This window comes from Winogradskyella sp. A3E31 (assembly GCF_046720935.1).
In the GTDB taxonomy this organism is placed as follows: Bacteria; Bacteroidota; Bacteroidia; order Flavobacteriales; family Flavobacteriaceae; genus Winogradskyella.
The window spans coordinates 1-18185 of the sequence record NZ_JBHNWH010000002.1 but is presented as its reverse complement, the minus strand read 5'-3'; the positions used below and the strand labels follow the sequence as shown (position 1 = coordinate 18185).

The window sequence follows — 18185 nt, the reverse complement described above, 5'->3', positions numbered from 1 at the left end:
CGATTTTTAGATAACTAATCTTTAAGAAATATGTCAAAGGACATTAGAATTAAAAAGGGTTTAGATATAAAACTTGTTGGTGAAGCAGACAAGAACATAGAAAGTGCTATCATTAGCAATTCTTATACAGTAAGGCCCGAAGATTTCCATAGTATTAAGCCAAAATTAATAGCTAAAGAGGGTGCGAGAGTAAAAGCTGGGGAGACCTTATTTTACAATAAGGATATTGAAGCTATGAAATTTGTATCACCAGTTTCTGGTGAGGTTGTAGAAGTAAAACGTGGAGCAAGAAGACGCATCGAGGCCATTAAGATTACGGCAGACAAAGAGCAGAGCTATGTAGATCATGGCAAGTTTGATATGTCATTGGACGCTGAAAAAATAAAAGCACATTTATTAGCTTCTGGTTGTTGGGCATTTATTAAGCAAAGACCTTATGATGTTGTTGCAAAACCAGATGTGGCTCCTAAAGCTATTTTTATTTCGGGTTATGCCAGTGCGCCTTTAGCAGCAGATTTAGATTTTACATTACAAGGTAAAGAGGCAGAGTTACAAGCTGCTGTAACAGCATTGTCTAAATTAACAGAAGGAGCTGTACATATTTCTGTAGGGAAAAATTCTGATTCTCCATTAGCTGGTTTAAATGATGTCACTATTCATAAAGTGTCTGGTCCACATCCATCGGGTAACGTAGGTACATTGATTAATAAAGTGGATCCCATCAATAAAGGAGAAACGGTTTGGACGGTTAGTGCACAAGATTTAGTCATTATTGGCGAACTGTTATTGACTGGAAAATTCAACGCAGAACGTGTTATCGCTCTGGCTGGTTCTTCAGTTAAAAAGCCCAGATATTTTAGAACTAAAATAGGTTCTGAAGTTTCTACAATGGTTTATGATAATGGCGTTGAGCAAGATGGTAATGACCGAATCATTTCGGGTAATGTATTAACAGGAAAAGAGGTGAAGCCAGATGGTAATTTAGATTATTACAGCAATGTGATTACTGTTATACCAGAAGGAGATGATTACGAGTTTTTTGGATGGAACAAGCCGGTATTTGATAAAATATCACCATCACGAGCTTTGACATTTTCATGGTTGACTCCAAACAAAAAATACGATTTAGATACCAATACCAATGGCGAGCACCGTGCTTTTGTAGTTACAGGTAACTACGAACAGGTTTTTCCATTAGATATCTATCCGCTTCAAATTTTAAAGGCTTGTATGTACCAAGATTTGGATGAAATGGAAGGTTTGGGAATGTACGAGGTCGCACCAGAAGATTTTGCACTTACAGAGTTTATTTGTGTGTCTAAACAACCACATCAAAAAATAATAAGAGAAGGCTTAGACTTAATGCTTAAAGAAATAGGCTAGTAATTATAGGAATTTAGGTGTCACGCTGAGCGCAGTCGAAGCATCTAAATGCTAAACATTTTTAAAATGGGTTTAAAACAAAGTTTACACAATTTTAAAGTAAAAAATAAAGACAAGAAATGGCTTCCTGGCTTTAATGCACTTTTTACGTTTTTGTATACGCCAAACGAAACTACACATGGCGGTACACATATAAAAGCAGTTGATGATTTAAAGCGTACGATGAATACCGTAATCATGGCTTTAGTGCCATGTTTAATTTTCGGTATGTTCAATGCAGGGTATCAACATTATTTAGCGCTTGGTGAAATAGAGGCAGCCAATGGATTTTTAGGAGCTTCATTTTGGACAATGGATAATTTCATTGTCGGTCTTTGGCAAGTGTTACCGCTTGTCGTCGTGTCTTATGGTGTTGGTCTTGCAGTAGAGTTTCTATTTGCAGTGATAAAAGGTCACGAAGTAGAGGAAGGCTATTTGGTAACGGGGATGTTAGTGCCATTGATTGTGCCGGTTGATATTCCGTTATGGATGTTAGCTGTAGCAGTGGTATTTGGTGTTGTTATCGGAAAAGAGATTTTTGGTGGTACAGGTATGAATATTCTAAACCCTGCACTAACCATTAGAGCGTTTTTGTTTTTCGCCTATCCAACATGGATGTCTGGAGATAAAGTATGGGTTCACGGAGCAGTTGAACGCGATCAGATGATTGCTGCTGGTCAAAATGTAGATGCTATTTCTGGTGAAACCATATTAGGAGCGTATGCTCAAAATAGTTCTCTCGCTGGTATTGACTATTGGGATATGTTCTGGGGATTAATTCCTGGTTCAGTAGGAGAGACCTCAAAATTCTTGATTATTATAGGGGCGTTATTCTTAATCTTTACCAAGATTGGAAGTTGGAGGATTATGCTTAGTACTATAATCGGAGCTTTAGTGATGGGACTTATTTTTAATGGAGTTGTAGATGCAGGATGGATAAGTGATACCAGTAAATTCTACGGATTAATGAGTGTTCCATTCTGGCAACATCTCATTATTGGAAGTATTTTGTTTGGAGCCGTTTATATGGCCACAGACCCTGTAACAGCCTCTCAAACCAATAAAGGAAAATGGATTTATGGATTTTTAATAGGGTTTATCTCCATTATGATTCGAGTGTTCAATCCAGCCTATCCAGAAGGAGTATTTTTAGCTATTTTATTGATGAATGTATTTGCTCCAACCATTGACCACTATGTAGTGCAAGGCAATGTAAAGCGAAGATTAAAACGTGTTAAAGTTAAAGCAGCGTAATCATGGGACAAAAAACAGAAAAAAATTCATATACAGTTATATTCGCCATAGGCATGGTGTTAGTTGTTGGTTCATTATTAGCGTATTTGGCTTCATCTTTAAAACCGACTATTTCTGAAAACGAACGTTTAGAAAAACAACAAAACATCCTTTATGCCATGGGTGTAAATGATAATGAGGAGGGAAGCGCCGTATTTATTTCTACAGAAGAAGCACCAGAAGCCTTTAGTAAATATATAAAGGAACAGTTGGTACTGACAGTTGATGCTTCAGGTAATAACATAAAGAAACAGACGCGGGATGAGTATGTCGCTGAGTATAATAAAGAGCCGTATCTTATTGACATTAAGAAACAAAAAACAATGGCCAAAAAGGGCGAACCTCGTCAGTTGCCATTATTTGTAGGTGAAAAGGACGGAAAGACATTTTATATAGCACCGATATACGGTAAAGGACTTTGGGATGCCATTTGGGGGTATGTGTCTATGGATGAAGAAATGATTGTTAGGGGAGCATATTTTGACCATAAGGGAGAAACACCGGGTCTTGGAGCCAATATTAAGCAACGTTACTTTATGGACGATTTTCAAGGTGAGCATTTATTATCAAAAAGTGGTGCATTTAAAGGCATAACTGTTGCAAAGGGTAATGCAGATCCTAAAAACGAAAATAAAACAGATAATGAGGTTGATGCCTTGGCAGGTGCAACAATTACTGGAGATGGGGTTACAGCGATGATTAAAAACGATCTTAAGCTTTATGTGCCTTATTTTAAAACTTTAAAACCTTAATTAATTTATGGGACTTTTATCAAAAAAAGACGGCAAATTAATAACAGATCCACTAGCGGATAATAACCCTATTACCATACAAGTATTGGGGATTTGTTCGGCATTGGCAATTACAGCAGAGCTCGAAGCTTCTATTGTAATGTCAATTTCAGTACTATTTGTATTGGGTGTTGGTAACGTTGTTATCTCGTTGATGCGAAATATCATTCCTTCAAAAATTAGAATTATAGTGCAACTTATCGTTGTTGCAACGCTTGTTATTATTGTGGACTTGGTGTTGAAGGCATTTGCCTACCAATTGAGTAAAACCTTATCTGTATTTGTTGGACTTATAATTACCAACTGTATTATTATGGGACGTTTTGAAGCCTTTGCCCTTGGTAATGGGCCATGGAAATCTTTTTTGGATGGTATCGGAAACGCTCTAGGATATGGTGTTATATTAATCATTGTTGGTTTCTTTAGAGAGTTATTAGGTTCTGGTACTTTATTAGGTATTCCTGTATTGGGAGATCCGATAGAGAAAACAGGATTATATTCAATAGGTTATGAGAATAATGGCTTTATGCTGTTATCACCAATGGCATTAATTGTTGTAGGTATTATTATTTGGGTACAACGTAGTAGAAATAAAGCATTAATAGAAGATTAATTAGTTAGCAGTAAAACAGTATTCAGTTAGCAGTCAATGCTGAAACTGAAGACCTGCAAACTGCAAACTGAAGACTTAAAAAAAATGGAACATATAGAATTATTTTTCAAATCGATTTTTATAGATAACATGGTATTTGCCACGTTCTTAGGAATGTGTTCTTACCTAGCAGTATCTAAAAAGGTGTCAACAGCAGTAGGGTTAGGAGCAGCGGTAATCTTTGTATTGGCCATTACGGTGCCGCTAAACTGGTTGTTAGATCAATATATTTTACAGCCTGGAGCGTTAACGTGGTTAGGCCCTGAGTATGCTGATTATGATTTAAGTTTCTTATCCTTTATTATGTTTATTGCTACTATAGCAACTATGGTGCAATTGGTTGAGATTGTGGTGGAGAAGTTTTCACCATCTTTATATAATTCATTGGGGATATTTTTACCATTAATTGCAGTAAACTGTGCTATTTTAGGGGGATCATTATTTATGCAGTCTAGAGAAATTGCCACTTTAGGATTGGCATTAAATTATGGAGTAGCATCGGGAATTGGTTGGTTTTTAGCTATTTTGGCCATTGCTGCCATTCGTGAAAAAATTAGATATAGTGCGGTTCCTGCTCCGTTGAGAGGACTAGGAATTACATTTATCATTACTGGGCTTATGGCTATCGGTTTTATGAGTTTTGGTGGTATGTTAACAGGAGGAGATGAAGGTGAAGCGCCAAAGGAAGAAACAGTTTCCATTGAAGAAAAAATAGAAGAAGACGTTGATACAAAGGTTGCTAAAGAGGATAAATTAGAAGTAGCCGAAAACACTAATAAAGAACTAAATTAATATGATTTTATTAGCCGCAAATACAGTCGGAACAGTAATAGCTACAGTAGCTGCTTTCTTGTTGGTGACACTCGTTTTAGTTTCACTTTTATTATTTGTAAAACAAAAGTTATCGCCTTCGGGGCCTGTTAAGATTATGATTAACGGAGAACGAGAGATTGAAGTATCTTCTGGCGGAACCTTATTATCTACATTAGGTAGTAATAAAGTGTTTTTACCATCTGCATGTGGTGGTGGTGGAACTTGTATTCAGTGTGAGTGCCATGTTTTAGAAGGTGGAGGTGAAGCACTACCAACAGAGACTCCTCACTTTTCAAGAAAAGAATTGAAAGATGGTGCCCGTCTAGCTTGCCAAGTAAAAGTGAAGCAGGATATGGAAATCACCATTCCTGAAGAAGTTTTTGGTATTAAAAAATGGGAAGCCACTGTTGTACGTAACTATAACGTAGCATCCTTTATTAAGGAATTCGTCGTTGAGATTCCTGAAGATATGGGGTATAAGGCAGGTGGATATATTCAGATTGAAATTCCTCCATGTACCATTAAATATGAAGATATTGATATTACGGCACACCCAGAAGAGCACGACAAACCAGATAAGTTTCAAGAAGAGTGGGATAAGTTCAACTTGTGGCCCTTAGTAATGAAGAATGATGAGACTGTGGAACGAGCTTATTCTATGGCGTCTTACCCAGCTGAAGGACGTGAAATTATGTTGAATGTACGTATTGCAACTCCACCATGGGACAGAGCAAAAAATGGATGGATGGATGTTAATCCAGGTATTGCGTCGTCTTATATATTTGCGCAGAAACAAGGTGATAAAGTAACGATATCAGGACCTTATGGTGAATTCTTCATCAATGAGTCCGAAAGTGAAATGTTATATGTAGGTGGTGGAGCTGGTATGGCACCGATGCGTTCTCATTTATATCACTTGTTCAAAACGATTAAGACAGGTCGTAAAGTCACCTATTGGTATGGTGGACGTTCTAAGCGAGAGTTATTCTACATCGATCACTTTAGAGAACTCGAAAAAGACTTCCCTAATTTTAAATTCTACATGGCATTGTCAGAGCCTTTAGAAGAGGATAACTGGAAAGTGAAGGAAAATATTGATGATGAAGAAGGAGATGGTTTTGTAGGCTTTATTCACAATTGTGTGATTGATAACTATCTCAATGATCACGATGCACCAGAAGATATTGAATTGTACTTCTGTGGGCCTCCATTAATGAACCAAGCGGTACAGAAAATGGGTGAAGATTTTGGAATCCCAGATGAGCATATTAGATTTGATGACTTTGGGGGATAGGTCACTTCCAAAATTAAATATTATACACTTTAAAAATAATATCTGAATTTAGCTTTATTTTATATGTTGGCTAGTTGCTAGTTATTCATATGATAAGTTTTAGTTTGTTTGTCTGAATTGACATCATTATTTTTTAAAGTAAGTTTTAAATTTTTTATAGTAGCTTCATCAAAACTATTGTCTTTTTTGAATTGGTTAAACCACTTCCTATTTTTAACTTGGACATTTTCAAACTTACAATTTTTAAAAGAATTCTCTTTTAATATTGAATTATCTGATATATATGAATTAATAAAACTAACATTTACCAAATTAGAATGATGCATTTTTAAGTCATAAAAAATTCCAGTAAATTTTGAATCTAAAATACGGTTTGAGTCAAGGTAAATGGTAACAATGTGTAGGTTGAAATCAACATTAACAATTTCACATTGAGTAATATAAGAATCGTTCATGTCGTCATTAAACTCAATATTTTTAAGATAATACCTGTGTGAAAAAGGGGATTTAAACAATAAATAATTATTTAATGAGGTATTAGTAGCTATTTTGTTATTAAAATCAATACCAGATTCATAATAAAATGTCCATAATAACTCAAATATACTCTGTGATTTCTCAACTACGTTTAAATTTTCAACTTTGTAATTATAGTCGAGAACTATTTCTTGCTTTATAAGTTTATAGAATACACTTTTTGTTTGCTTTGTTATCTGCTTTTTTAAATCGCTTTTTTCAATTCGGATAATGTTTTTTATGTTTTCTCTTATTTCTGCCTTTAATTCTTTATTACCTATTAACCCTTGTAATAAGGCAAAATAATTTTCCATTCCTAATGGAATTAAATCATTGTCCTCATCTTTATTCAGAACCAATCTCTTATTTTCTTCCCACATATACTCGGCAGTTAAAAATTCCCATAATGAATTATGGAAAAATTCAATGGCCGTATCTTCTTCTTGATCCTTATTTGACTGTTGAAAATAAAAACTGATTAAAAGATACTTGCTTACTTCTTTAATCCTTTCCGAATCTTTACTTAGGTCATTATGAAAACATTTCTTAATAAAATTGGCAGTTGAATCTAATGAATTCAGTTTTTTCACTGATATATGAAGATTAGGTGATTGGTAAATTTCAAAAGCAATATTTCTGATAAACTGTCTTAAATACTTACTGTATTTTCCATAATCTTCCTTCAATGAAGGTTTAATATAATTTAATTGACCATTTTTATCCCAGCTCCTTTTTGCCAGTGAATCAAAGATTTTGTCATAAATAATAGCCTTAGAATCAGATCGATCTATGATTATGTCAGCTAGTGCTATAAAATACATTATAACTGGTTGCTGTAACAATTCCTTTATATGGGCATAATTTTTCTTTTGAATTATGTCATCAATTTTTTTTGTTAGATGATTTTCAGGATAGAAGCCAGTGAATTTATCAACATAAGATTTTAATTGCTTATCATCAAGTACGCTCAAGTATAAAACCATTGATCCTTCAACACTTGGATCATTATATTTAAGGTAATTAAGCCTTGAAGTAAGGACTATCTTTAAATTATTATTTTGTTGAGATGTTTTGTTGAGCCTTTCGTAAAGATTCTTCAAATCTTCATCAGTAAGTCCACCACTCATATAAGCTTCATCTAACCCATCAAGTACCAATAAACAACCATCTTTGGTAAAATTTATGTTTTGAGATAAATGATTGTTTATCGTGTTAAATGTGTCATTAATAAAATCTTTTGCAACTAAATCACGTATTTTAATAAAAAGCAGTGGGGTATTTGGTAAACCATTTGATTTTTTTAATATGTCATATACTAATTTGTAACAAAATGAAGTTTTTCCTTGCCCAGGTTGACCTAAAATAAAAATCATATTATAATTTTTCCTAGACCCAGGTAGTGGCTTATCAATTAAATAGTAATTATTTAAATAGTCGTGGATAGTTAATTTTTTTGATGGATTTAAGAAGTCAGTATTTTCACTACTTTTCTTTGATAAGTTGTTTTTATATACCTTGAAATAAGGTTCAGTATATAAATCAGCTAAGGTTTCATTAGAATCTGGTACATCAGGTTGAAGATAGGATATGTAGTGCTTATTTATAGAAATATAATGGTTCATTAAATTTGTAAAGGATGGATTTCCTAACTCAATTGGATTACTAAAAGCATCAATTAACACTTGATATTTAGAAGGGTTTGTCTCAAATTCTTGTGATAAATTATTTCTGTAACGTACATAATATTTGTAATAATAGCCATTCGGAATATTTATTTTTAATAAGGATAAATACTTAGAAAATAATATAAAGGATTTTTTAAGATATTCAGGGTCGTGCTGCAATACATCATGAAAAAATTCAGCACTAATAGTTATTTCTTGTTCAAAAAATTCTTTCCATTCACCTATAATGCTTTCGTATTTTACAACTAAGTTTTTTGTATTATCTATAATTTTTTGATCTAATTCCTTAGAAAGCTCAATATTTGTTTTTTGAGTTGTGTTATAAAGAAGTTCAAAAGCTTTACTTTCCTTAGATTTGTTTACATCCAGAATCTCAGAAACAGTAGAACCTAAATTAAAATCAAATAAATTTTGAAAAATTTTCTTCTTTTCTATTTTATAATCTAGCTTAGAGCTATTAAGTTTTATTTTCATTTAAATAAGTTTTAGATATCTATCTTATTTACAGTTTTAATGTTTTTTTGGCCGTTGATTGCTGCTTAAAAATAGAGGTGTAATCCATAACATTTTCAATTCTATCTAGTCGGCATAGATATCTCACCACTTCCGAAAGACCTTTAAATAAAATGTCTGGGTTTGTTGGATTTTTTGGCTTTTGATTTTTGTAGTGAATCGGAATCTGAAAACCACAAGCTTTAAGAAAAACGGATTCAATTTTTAATAACTCTAACGGTGTGTACCCATTAAAACGTCTTCCCATTAACTGGTGGACTCTGCCGACATAATTTAATTCAGTAGTGCCATGATGATCAGATAAATGTTTCCAACTATCATTTTGGTCTAAGATGTTACCAACAGCACACTGTTTACAGCATTCTGGGTTCAGCGTTTTGTTATAAAAAGCAGTGTATAGTTTTTTAATGGCGTCACCAAATCGTTTAGAAGTTTCCATAGCAAATAGATTTCTTTCTAAAAAGATACAAAATCTATTTGTATTCCATAATTAGGAATACAGCAGTAGAATCACCGATGTTTAATACTTCGTGCTCTGTTATGCTATCATTACTAAAGGTGTAGCCTGCTGGCACATCGACTTCTCTTGTGCCTTCACTATCCGTTATTCTAAACGTACTCCCGGCTATGGTATAACCAGTATGGGGATTATGGTAATGTTTCTCATGCCCAACATTTGGTGGAAAGGTACATTTTAATAAGCGCAGTTCTTTATTATCTTCTAATACCTCACAGACAGATTGTCCTTGCCATCCTGCTTCTAATGGATCTGGCAGTTCTTGTTTGTTTTTACAACTAGAAAATAAAATGATTATAAGAAAAAGAAGTATTTCACCTGAGGAATGTTTAAGGGACTTTTTTTGCATAATTAAAGGTTGGGATATTTGACTGAGGAATTTAATCGTAGTTTTTTGGATTAGTAGTCTGAATAATGTTATCGATAAGAGCTTCAGTTTCATCTAGTCGTTCAATAATATTTTGATGTAGCCATAGAGAATTATCTAATAAATTTTCGAATTCAATTCTTTGAAATAATGGATAATAATTAGGTTTTACTTTAGATGTTCCAGTCCATCTATAGTTGGCATTGCTGTCCATTTCTTTTAATGAAATGTAAGGTAATAAAAAAGGCAAAAATTGAACATTATTCCAAGAGTCGAGTTTTTCAATACGAGCTTTACGAATTGCACTTATAGAATTCCATTGATTAAGCAACTCATCAATTAATTCGTCCTGAAATAGGTTAAGACGCCCATTTTGTACAATATTATTTACAGCATTATTGGCAAATGCCAATTCATTAGAAGGGAAAGATTCAAAAAGCAAACTGTCTAAATTATGTTTTGATAGTTCCTCTTCGGAGGCACCAATTAACTCCATTAGTGCTATACCTGCACTCATAGCTCTATTTTCTGCTTCTCTATTTTTAGACAGCGTCTTCTTATTAGCTTTAAATTCTATATGTAATTTTGAAAGTAGTTCCTTTTTTTCAATTTGGTTTAGTCTATCTTGATTCCAGTTATTAATCTGTAGCGCAATAAGAATTCCTATCACGACGAGGACGATTTCACCTATAGCGTATTTAAAATAGCGACTTGTTTTTCCTCTTGCCCGTACCGAATCGGTACGTTCGGGCGGGGTTTCCATGAGGTTGTGTCTTATTTGTCTGAAGAATTTAATCACTTTTGTCTTCTTTATCTATTAATAATATAACATCTTGACCTAAATCACTGGTAATCTCATAGCGTTTAAGAATAGTGTTTAACCTAGAAACTCTATAGTTAACCCCTTTAAAAGAAGGGAAATTCATAAGTTGGTGTACTTTTTTTAGGTTATCATGAGTCGGTTGTTGATTTATATCTCTTGTCACATCTATAAAGTCTAAAACCACATTAGATTTAAACATGTCGTATTCCATTTCCTCGATAAAGTTATTAAGGCTTTTCTCTTCTTCCTCTAGAGAGGCAATTGCCTTGTAGTAGTCGTAAAGTTTCGTTTCTAGGTCTGTGCCATGAATTTTGTTGAGATATCCAGAATTTTTTAAGGCTTCAAAGCCACTTTTATCAGCTTTAAAATAGATGTCAAAAAACGGTAAATACTTTTGTAAATACGTAGAAGTATAACTGCTAAACTCATTGGGTGTTATGTTCTCTTGGTTACTGAGCTTAACAAATTGCTGAGCCCCCAATTTAGCACTGTCCCTAAATGCTTTAATATTAGAAAGTTCAGTTATATCGGACATTATATTTTTTGAAATATTATTGAGATAACCATTCAACTCAGCTTGCTCCTTTTTAGTTTCATTCCAGTTATTAATCTGCAGTGCAATAAGAATTCCTATCACGACGAGGACAATTTCACCTATAGCGTATTTAAAATATTTACCCGTTTTGTTTTGTGCCATGAGGTTGTATCGTATTTGACGGAAAAATTTAATCATTCTCATTCAGTTTAATTTCACTCTGTAGAAGTTCTAATATTTTTTCAATACGTTCTTCTAAAATTTTTGATTGTAAGTTTGTTATCCTTAATACAAAATGCGCTCTAGATAAATGGTCTTCAAATTCTGGATGATCCAATATATTTTCTATATCAATTGGGTGTTTAGATTCGCCGATATTCGATATTTCATTAGCTCTGTTGTCAATTAAAAAGCTTTGCGAAAACCTTCTTTCGTAAGATTCGTTTCTGGCGGTTCTTAATTGGTAATGCTCAAAAATAAATGGGATGTAAAATTGCTCTCTATGAGATTTCCAGTTTTGCTCTTCTTCGGTGACCTGAACCAAATCGCTAGTCCATGAAGAGAGGTAGGTTTTTAAAGAATCGTTTTGAATAATTTTCAGGTTAGTTGAGTTAGAGAAATCGTTATTATATGGATCAAAAGTAGTGTAGGTCATTGTTGTTGTAAGTAATCGATTAAATTTCTTCACCGATCTTAATTCATTATTGTCTATCATCATAAAAAGTGAATCGATAGCCGCAAATTGTTGATTACGTATGTCTATTTTTTGTCGAAGCTGTTTTAAATTACTTTTAAAGCCTAATTGCATTTGTTTAAGCACAATTAACTCTTCCTTTTTGGTTTTTCTATTTTCATTCCAATTGTTAATCTGCAAAGCAATGAGAATACCAATGACTACAAGGATAATTTCGCCTATGGCGTATTTGAAGTAACGTCCAGATTTGTTTTTACTCATAAGTTTATAGCGTATTTTTCGGAAGAATTTCATCATTTCTTAATTTCAGATTTAATCGTTTCTAATATTTCCTCAATGCGTTTCATAAGTGTTATGGACTCCTGATTGTTAAACTCATTTAAGGTCAATGTATAGACAATTTGACTCTCTAACTTAGTATTATTTAATAAGTCATCTTTAGTTGTATTAAAGAGTTTAGACTTACCCGATATGGGGTTTTTATAAGATTTAGATTCTAATAGGTTTATAGGATTGTCTTCCCAAAAGGCATACATAATATTTCTTTGTAAGCCTATTTCATCGAGATATGGCACTACATTATTTTCGTGATACCTATAAAACATTTGTTCTACTTCTTGTAACTGAATGACATCAGTGCTCCAATTAATGAGTAATTGCTTTAGTTCTTCACTCTTTAAAATCTCAATATTTCCTGAGCTTACTAAATCGTTCTGGATAGGATCAAAACTTGTTGGTGTCATTAATCTCGAATGTTTAACAATAATACTATCTAGTGTTGCTTCATTTGGGTCATTAAAATACTCTAATAATTCGGTGCAATTTCTAATAATTCTATCTCGTATCGTAACTTTTTGTTGAAGTTGCTCTTTGTTAGAATTAAATTCTTTTTGTAATCTTTTGAGGATAGCTTGTTCTTGTATGTTTTCCTTGCGCTGCTCATTCCAATTATTGATTTGTAACGCAATTAAGATTCCTATAACCACGAGGATGATTTCACCAATGGCGTATTTAAGGTAACGCCCAGTTTTGTTTTGCTCCATAAGATTGTATCGTATTTGACGAAAGAATTTAATCATTGATATTTGATTCTATGAGTTTTAAAGTATCCATTAAATACCCTTTAAACACCTTATAAGAATTAATGGTGTACATATAGTTTAAGGTGTTATTATAAAGTTCATTTTCAAATTCAACAGTTCTAATTGTAGTGTTGTAATTAATTTTGAATTTAGATTTCGTGATTTTTCTTAGGTTAAGATCGTCTTCAAAAAAACTAGGGTTTTCCATGTTTCTTAAAAGCGCTTTATTGGTCAATGAAGGAATAAAGAAATCAAATAAGTAGTTTCTGTATATAACAATATCATCTTCTGTATCGGTTTTAAAATAAGACCAATTAGATAGCTGACTCTTTAAGTTAGTGTCTCTTATTAAGTTAATGGAACCTGTGTTAAGCATTTCGTCTAATGACCCAGTAATGATATCTAGTGACATCGTTTTATTAGTAATTTCGTCTATTAATTTTTCAATTTCTGAGCCATTAATATCATCAGTATCGCCAATAATCTCGAGCAAATCTACTGATGCCTCATAAGCTTCTAAAAAGCTATTGTATGCAAAGTCTACATTAGCAATATTGGTTTTAAAGTCTGCTTGTAGGCTTATTAAAACGGTCTGTTCTTTTGTTCTGTCTTTTCGCTTTTCATTCCAGTTATTAATCTGTAGTGCAAAGAGAATACCGATAACCACTAGGATAATCTCGCCAATAGCGTATTTAAAGTATTTGCCTGTTTTTCCTGTTTCCATAAGATTATAGCGTATTTGGCGAAAGAATTTAATCATTTATGTAAGTTTCAATATCTTTTTTTAGCTGTTCAGCTTCTGCATAGGCTTCATTTAATATGTCTAAATAAGCAATATTAACACCCAAAAAAGCGTGTAGTGATTGTAGGTATTCTTTGTCTTTTTTTAAGGCTTCAAAATCATTGGGGACCAATTTATCAAGGCCTTCCTGATTAAAACTTGTGGTAAACTTTTTTCTATAAAAATCTATCATATAGCTATAAAAATCTAAATGTATTTCTTGAAAACCTCCTTTGATTGAATTTATTGATGAGGTATGAAATTGTCCTATCGAAGAACGAAGCTCTGGATTTTCAACAAGATCAGTTCCTATGGATACTAAGGATTGATACCCACTTGTTTTAAAATTAATTTCATCGTAAGCATTTATGGCTCTAAAATTATAGGCTAAGGAATCATAATAGGGTTGATTTGTTTTTAGAACTGTTATTATCGTTTTCATAGAGTTAATAGTTCTTTTTAGATTATTTGTTCTTGTATTAAGAACTCTATCTATATCTGCAAGTGTATACTCTAAGTCAGAAATAATCTCAGTTAGTACTTGACATTCTTTTTCTTTTGCTTTTTTACCTTCATTCCAATTGTTAATCTGTAGCGCAATGAGAATACCTATTACCACGAGGATGATTTCGCCAATGGCGTATTTGAAATAACGAGAGGTCTTGTTCTGATTCATTAGGTTATATCTTATTTGTCTAAAGAACTTTATCATTTCTTTAAATATTTATCAATTGCCTTTATAAGTTCTCTGTTTTCTTTTTGAGTAATTTCCAAGCTTTGTAGCGTAGATTCCCTATTGCCAAGGTTCATTTTCAGCATCATTAAAAGTCGTGAATCATTACTGAGGTTTTGGTAATCACTAGGTATGCCATACTCACCAAACTTCCAGTCCTTGAAATTATTTATTAAATAAGGTCGCCAGTCAGTTAAAAATTCTGTTTCATCATCAAGGGTAGCTGAATTGAGATTGCTCAACAAAATATTATAGTATCTAATGATTTGTTTCTCAAAAGCATCATTTTTGAGCTGTTCCATTCCTAATTTTTTAAGGGTATTATAGCCATTATCAACCAGTAGGATTCGGCGCATAATCAAAACTCTACCAAAATGTTCATTAAAACTGCTGTCTAAAAGTTCCTTGGACTCTAACTTTGCTACAAGCTCTCTTTGCATTTTTACGTCTTTTCGCTGAGTTTTTAACACATAAAAAATAGGGATGCTATCCCCCACAAGATTGTGTCTTATTTCTTTGAGGCTTTTAGTTACTTCTAAATGTAACTTTCTGTTTTCATTCCAATTATTAATCTGAAGAGCAATGAGAATCCCAATAACCACAAGGATGATTTCGCCTATTGCGTATTTGAGATACCGAGAAGTTTTTCCTGTTTCCATAAGGTTGTAGCGTATTTTGCGAAAGAATTTAATCACGATAAATTATAGTATTTCTTGATCTAACAATCGTATAATATCTTCTGCCGAAGCAATTAATGTCTGGGTGTCAATATGATTTACTCTCATTAATAGTTGAAATTGGGCTAAATAGTTCTCTGTTCGTATATCAGTTAAAAAACCGGTATAGTCTTTTTTGAGTGTCACGGGTTCACCTGTAGGTATTTTGTATTCTCTAAAATTAAATTTTTCATAGATGTCTCTAATAGATAGATATTTAGATAAATGGTAGATCCATTGGTCATCAATTAAGTGATTATGCATGCGTTGTTCTTCTAACATTTCCTCAACCTTTTGAGGCCAATCAATGAGCTGGCGTTTTAGGTTTTCATTTTTTATGTCATTTATTAAGCCTGTATTGAAAACAACATCGAGCATTTTAAACTCTTCATTAAATTTAAATCCGTTAATTAAAGTTGAAAGTAGGCTATCAATTTCTGCCTCAATAAAAAGACTGTCTTTTTGAGCAATGATCTTATTTAATCTTAATAAACTATTTGTTGCAACTTCTCTTGCCGAATTCATTTCCTTAAACTCCAATAAACGTGACTCAAAATCAATCTTTAGATTTTTAAATAAATTTTGTTCCTCGCTATTGGCCTTTCTTTCTTCATTCCAGTTGTTAATTTGTAAAGCGATGAGAATACCTATAACTACTAGGATGATTTCGCCTATAGCGTATTTTAGATATTTGGAAGTTTTGTTCTGCTCCATGAGATTTCTTCTAATATGTCTAAAGAATTTAATCATCCAATAAACTTTTAAATTTTGTGAGATCGTTTTCTATCTCCTCATAATCACCTTTTAATATAAAACCTCTTATTTTTGCTAAATCCAAGCGCGAACGTATTAAAAATTTAAGTGTACCATCAGACCTGAATGCTTTAAAAAGCGTGTCCAAGGTTTTAGCGTCTATATTTACCGTTCTATTTTCTTTAAATCCAACCAATATCTTACTATAAGACTTGGCTATATGGAGGTTGATTTCTTGCCCAATCTGGTACTCTTGCGTAATCATTTCGTTTAATCTATTGATTCCGTTATATCTTCTGGAAATTGATTTTGCAAATTCGTTATTTACCAAATTAATCGTGCCATCATTTACCGCTTTCTGAAATATAACAATCTCAGGATCGTTAAACTGTGAGTAAGAGGATAGATAGAATGTGGTGGATAAGTTCACTTTAAAATATTTCTGCTGAAACTCATTAACTGTTTCAATATTCAATTGGGACCAATTCATTAGTATATCCTCTAAAAAGGAAATGTAAAGACTATTTGCCTCGAAGGAATTTTTAAAATGTTTGCCTGCTACTATGTATTCATTATAAAGTTCATTAAATAGTTTTTGTGAAGTAACTTCAGTTTTCCGATTTTCATTCCAGTTATTAATCTGTAATGCAATTAGAATGCCTATAACCACGAGAATAATTTCGCCTATGGCGTATTTGAGATACCGAGAAGTTTTTCCTGTTTCCATGAGATTGTATCTAATATGTCTAAAGAATTTAATCATTTTTGATATGTCAATAAGATGATTTTATCAATTAGTTCTTCGAGCCGCTGAAGTTCATTAGTGTCATTTTCTAGAATAGCTCTTAATCTGTTTTTACGACTGAGCATCATATGTTCATACTCCATGGATTCCAAAACTTGAAGTTTCATCCGTTCGTCTTTTAAATTTATTGTTTGGCTAAAGTTTTTTCTCAAATAAGGATATAGGCTTTGTTCATTAAAGTTCAACGCCGATTGTTCGTCCTCGTGATAATCTTCAAATGTTGGCTGCCATAAAAGCAGGGCGTCCTTAAGTTCGTCATTTTGTACAAGGTCAAAGTTAGAGCTGTTTATCAGCCATTCAATTCTACCTTGGACAGGTTCAAACGTCCAATCTGCAAAAGACATTCGCATAAAATGGGACACTGAGTCTAAATTTACTGTTTTAGAATCAATAGGAAACTGCGCTACAACTTTATTTATATAATATAAATGACCTTGGTGCTTGGTTTTTATAAAGGCCAACTGGTCTTTATTCTTTAGAAATTCTTGATGGATTTCTGATATAATAGACCTTTCTTTTTTACGACTGATTCTATTCTCATTCCAATTATTTATTTGTAATGCAATTAGAATGCCTATAACCACGAGAATAATTTCTCCTATGGCGTATTTGAGGTACCTGCCTGCCGGTAAGGCAGGTTTACCAGTTTTGTTTTGACTCATAAGGTCATATCTTATTTTTCGTAAAAGGCTTTTCATTCTCAATTATAATTGTTCTAATAATAACAGGGCTTCTTTTGATTTGTCTTTTATCATTGTCCCAAAACGCTCCATGACATTGGCAAGATCTTCCATTTCTTCAAGACGGTTGTGCTGATGTAGCAGTGCTTTAATGAGGGTGTTTTTATCTGGTTCTATGCCCTGGGATTTATAAAAATCATAACCTTCTGTAATATATTTATTTCGTTCACTAATTTCGCCAATGGCGATATCTATGATTTTATCATTGGCTATAACCAATCGATTCTGCAAATACCCTAATTCAATTAAAGCGCGTCGCTGATCTTCCGTCAACAAAGCAGAATTGCCAGAAGATTGCATGTCCAAAAATGTTTGATTGATAGGGAAATAACGATAAAAAAGTGTGTTGAGATTAAGCGAACTGTCAAGCTTTTGTTCAATAGAAATAGTGCTTTGAGCTGAAAAAGATTTGAATTTCCCGATTTCCAGTAATTGAGATTTACCTACTCCTATATGGTTATTGATATTTGTTGTATCTCTAATTAAATCAGACCGAAGACTTTCTATATAGCCTTGGGTTTTGTTTTTTAATTTTCGGTTTTCATTCCAGTTGTTTATGCTCAATGCAATAAGAATCCCAATGACTACGAGTATGATTTCGCCAATGGCGTATTTAAAGTATTTAGAAGTTTTGTTTTCCATAATTAAAGATTGACGGAT

At 32.9% G+C, this 18185-nt stretch carries 20 protein-coding genes; 6 read left to right on the top strand and 14 right to left on the bottom strand.

Annotated elements, in window-relative coordinates; all coding sequences use genetic code 11:
* Nucleotides 1-30: 30 nt before the first annotated feature.
* The 6 genes from ACFEMA_RS02675 (at nt 31) to nqrF (ending at nt 6265) form a co-directional block, all read left to right on the top strand.
* Nucleotides 31-1383, top strand: coding sequence for a Na(+)-translocating NADH-quinone reductase subunit A (locus ACFEMA_RS02675; protein WP_411766439.1), 1353 nt, complete (start codon nt 31-33; stop codon nt 1381-1383).
* Nucleotides 1384-1449: 66 nt separating this feature from the next.
* On the top strand, nt 1450-2676 hold the full coding sequence (locus ACFEMA_RS02670; protein ID WP_411766438.1) for an NADH:ubiquinone reductase (Na(+)-transporting) subunit B: 1227 nt from the start codon (nt 1450-1452) through the stop codon (nt 2674-2676).
* Nucleotides 2677-2678: 2 nt separating this feature from the next.
* On the top strand, nt 2679-3467 hold the full coding sequence (locus tag ACFEMA_RS02665; RefSeq protein WP_411766437.1) for a Na(+)-translocating NADH-quinone reductase subunit C: 789 nt from the start codon (nt 2679-2681) through the stop codon (nt 3465-3467).
* 7 nt (nt 3468-3474) lie between these two features.
* Nucleotides 3475-4119: an NADH:ubiquinone reductase (Na(+)-transporting) subunit D gene (locus tag ACFEMA_RS02660; protein ID WP_411766436.1), complete on the top strand. Its 645-nt coding sequence runs from the start codon at nt 3475-3477 to the stop codon at nt 4117-4119.
* Between the two features lie 84 nt (nt 4120-4203).
* Nucleotides 4204-4950 (top strand): NADH:ubiquinone reductase (Na(+)-transporting) subunit E, encoded by a 747-nt coding sequence (gene nqrE / locus ACFEMA_RS02655; RefSeq protein WP_411766435.1) that lies wholly within the window; start codon nt 4204-4206, stop codon nt 4948-4950.
* 4 nt (nt 4951-4954) lie between these two features.
* A complete protein-coding gene (gene nqrF / locus ACFEMA_RS02650; RefSeq protein WP_411766807.1) occupies nt 4955-6265 on the top strand; it encodes an NADH:ubiquinone reductase (Na(+)-transporting) subunit F in 1311 nt (436 codons plus the stop codon).
* Nucleotides 6266-6342: 77 nt separating this feature from the next.
* On the opposite strand, the gene ACFEMA_RS02645 is transcribed toward nqrF, so the two are convergent.
* From ACFEMA_RS02645 to ACFEMA_RS02580, 14 genes are read right to left on the bottom strand one after another with little or no spacing between them, the layout of a single operon-like run.
* Entirely contained in the window at nt 6343-8940 is a 2598-nt protein-coding gene (locus ACFEMA_RS02645) for an NACHT domain-containing protein (RefSeq protein ID WP_411766434.1), read from the bottom strand.
* Nucleotides 8941-8968: 28 nt separating this feature from the next.
* Nucleotides 8969-9418 carry a Na(+)-translocating NADH-quinone reductase subunit F gene (locus tag ACFEMA_RS02640; RefSeq protein ID WP_411766433.1) on the bottom strand — a complete coding sequence of 150 codons (450 nt, stop codon included), beginning with the start codon at nt 9416-9418 and terminating at the stop codon, nt 8969-8971.
* A gap of 34 nt (nt 9419-9452) precedes the next feature.
* Nucleotides 9453-9845, bottom strand: a complete 393-nt coding sequence (locus ACFEMA_RS02635) for a cupin domain-containing protein (RefSeq protein WP_411766432.1) — start codon at nt 9843-9845, stop codon at nt 9453-9455.
* Nucleotides 9846-9876: 31 nt separating this feature from the next.
* Nucleotides 9877-10662: a DUF6090 family protein gene (locus ACFEMA_RS02630; RefSeq protein WP_411766431.1), complete on the bottom strand. Its 786-nt coding sequence runs from the start codon at nt 10660-10662 to the stop codon at nt 9877-9879.
* Entirely contained in the window at nt 10655-11419 is a 765-nt protein-coding gene (locus tag ACFEMA_RS02625) for a DUF6090 family protein (protein WP_411766430.1), read from the bottom strand. Before ACFEMA_RS02625 ends, ACFEMA_RS02630 begins: the two co-directional genes overlap by 8 nt.
* The gene (locus ACFEMA_RS02620) at nt 11412-12176 is read right to left on the bottom strand and encodes a DUF6090 family protein (protein WP_411766429.1); all 765 of its coding nucleotides are present in this window, start codon (nt 12174-12176) and stop codon (nt 11412-11414) included. Before ACFEMA_RS02620 ends, ACFEMA_RS02625 begins: the two co-directional genes overlap by 8 nt.
* Nucleotides 12177-12208: 32 nt before the next feature.
* The gene (locus tag ACFEMA_RS02615; protein WP_411766428.1) at nt 12209-12994 is read right to left on the bottom strand and encodes a DUF6090 family protein; all 786 of its coding nucleotides are present in this window, start codon (nt 12992-12994) and stop codon (nt 12209-12211) included.
* The gene (locus ACFEMA_RS02610; RefSeq protein ID WP_411766427.1) at nt 12987-13757 is read right to left on the bottom strand and encodes a DUF6090 family protein; all 771 of its coding nucleotides are present in this window, start codon (nt 13755-13757) and stop codon (nt 12987-12989) included. The genes ACFEMA_RS02615 and ACFEMA_RS02610 overlap by 8 nt, the downstream gene beginning before the upstream one ends.
* Complete coding sequence (locus ACFEMA_RS02605) at nt 13750-14454, bottom strand: DUF6090 family protein (protein ID WP_411766426.1); 705 nt, start codon at nt 14452-14454, stop codon at nt 13750-13752. The genes ACFEMA_RS02610 and ACFEMA_RS02605 overlap by 8 nt, the downstream gene beginning before the upstream one ends.
* Before the next feature lie 32 nt (nt 14455-14486).
* Nucleotides 14487-15170 (bottom strand): DUF6090 family protein, encoded by a 684-nt coding sequence (locus ACFEMA_RS02600; RefSeq protein ID WP_411766425.1) that lies wholly within the window; start codon nt 15168-15170, stop codon nt 14487-14489.
* Between the two features lie 42 nt (nt 15171-15212).
* On the bottom strand, nt 15213-15977 hold the full coding sequence (locus ACFEMA_RS02595; RefSeq protein ID WP_411766424.1) for a DUF6090 family protein: 765 nt from the start codon (nt 15975-15977) through the stop codon (nt 15213-15215).
* A complete protein-coding gene (locus tag ACFEMA_RS02590) occupies nt 15970-16743 on the bottom strand; it encodes a DUF6090 family protein (RefSeq protein WP_411766423.1) in 774 nt (257 codons plus the stop codon). The genes ACFEMA_RS02595 and ACFEMA_RS02590 overlap by 8 nt, the downstream gene beginning before the upstream one ends.
* A complete protein-coding gene (locus tag ACFEMA_RS02585; protein ID WP_411766422.1) occupies nt 16740-17447 on the bottom strand; it encodes a DUF6090 family protein in 708 nt (235 codons plus the stop codon). The genes ACFEMA_RS02590 and ACFEMA_RS02585 overlap by 4 nt, the downstream gene beginning before the upstream one ends.
* Before the next feature lie 42 nt (nt 17448-17489).
* Nucleotides 17490-18167 (bottom strand): DUF6090 family protein, encoded by a 678-nt coding sequence (locus ACFEMA_RS02580; RefSeq protein ID WP_411766806.1) that lies wholly within the window; start codon nt 18165-18167, stop codon nt 17490-17492.
* Nucleotides 18168-18185: the final 18 nt, after the last annotated feature.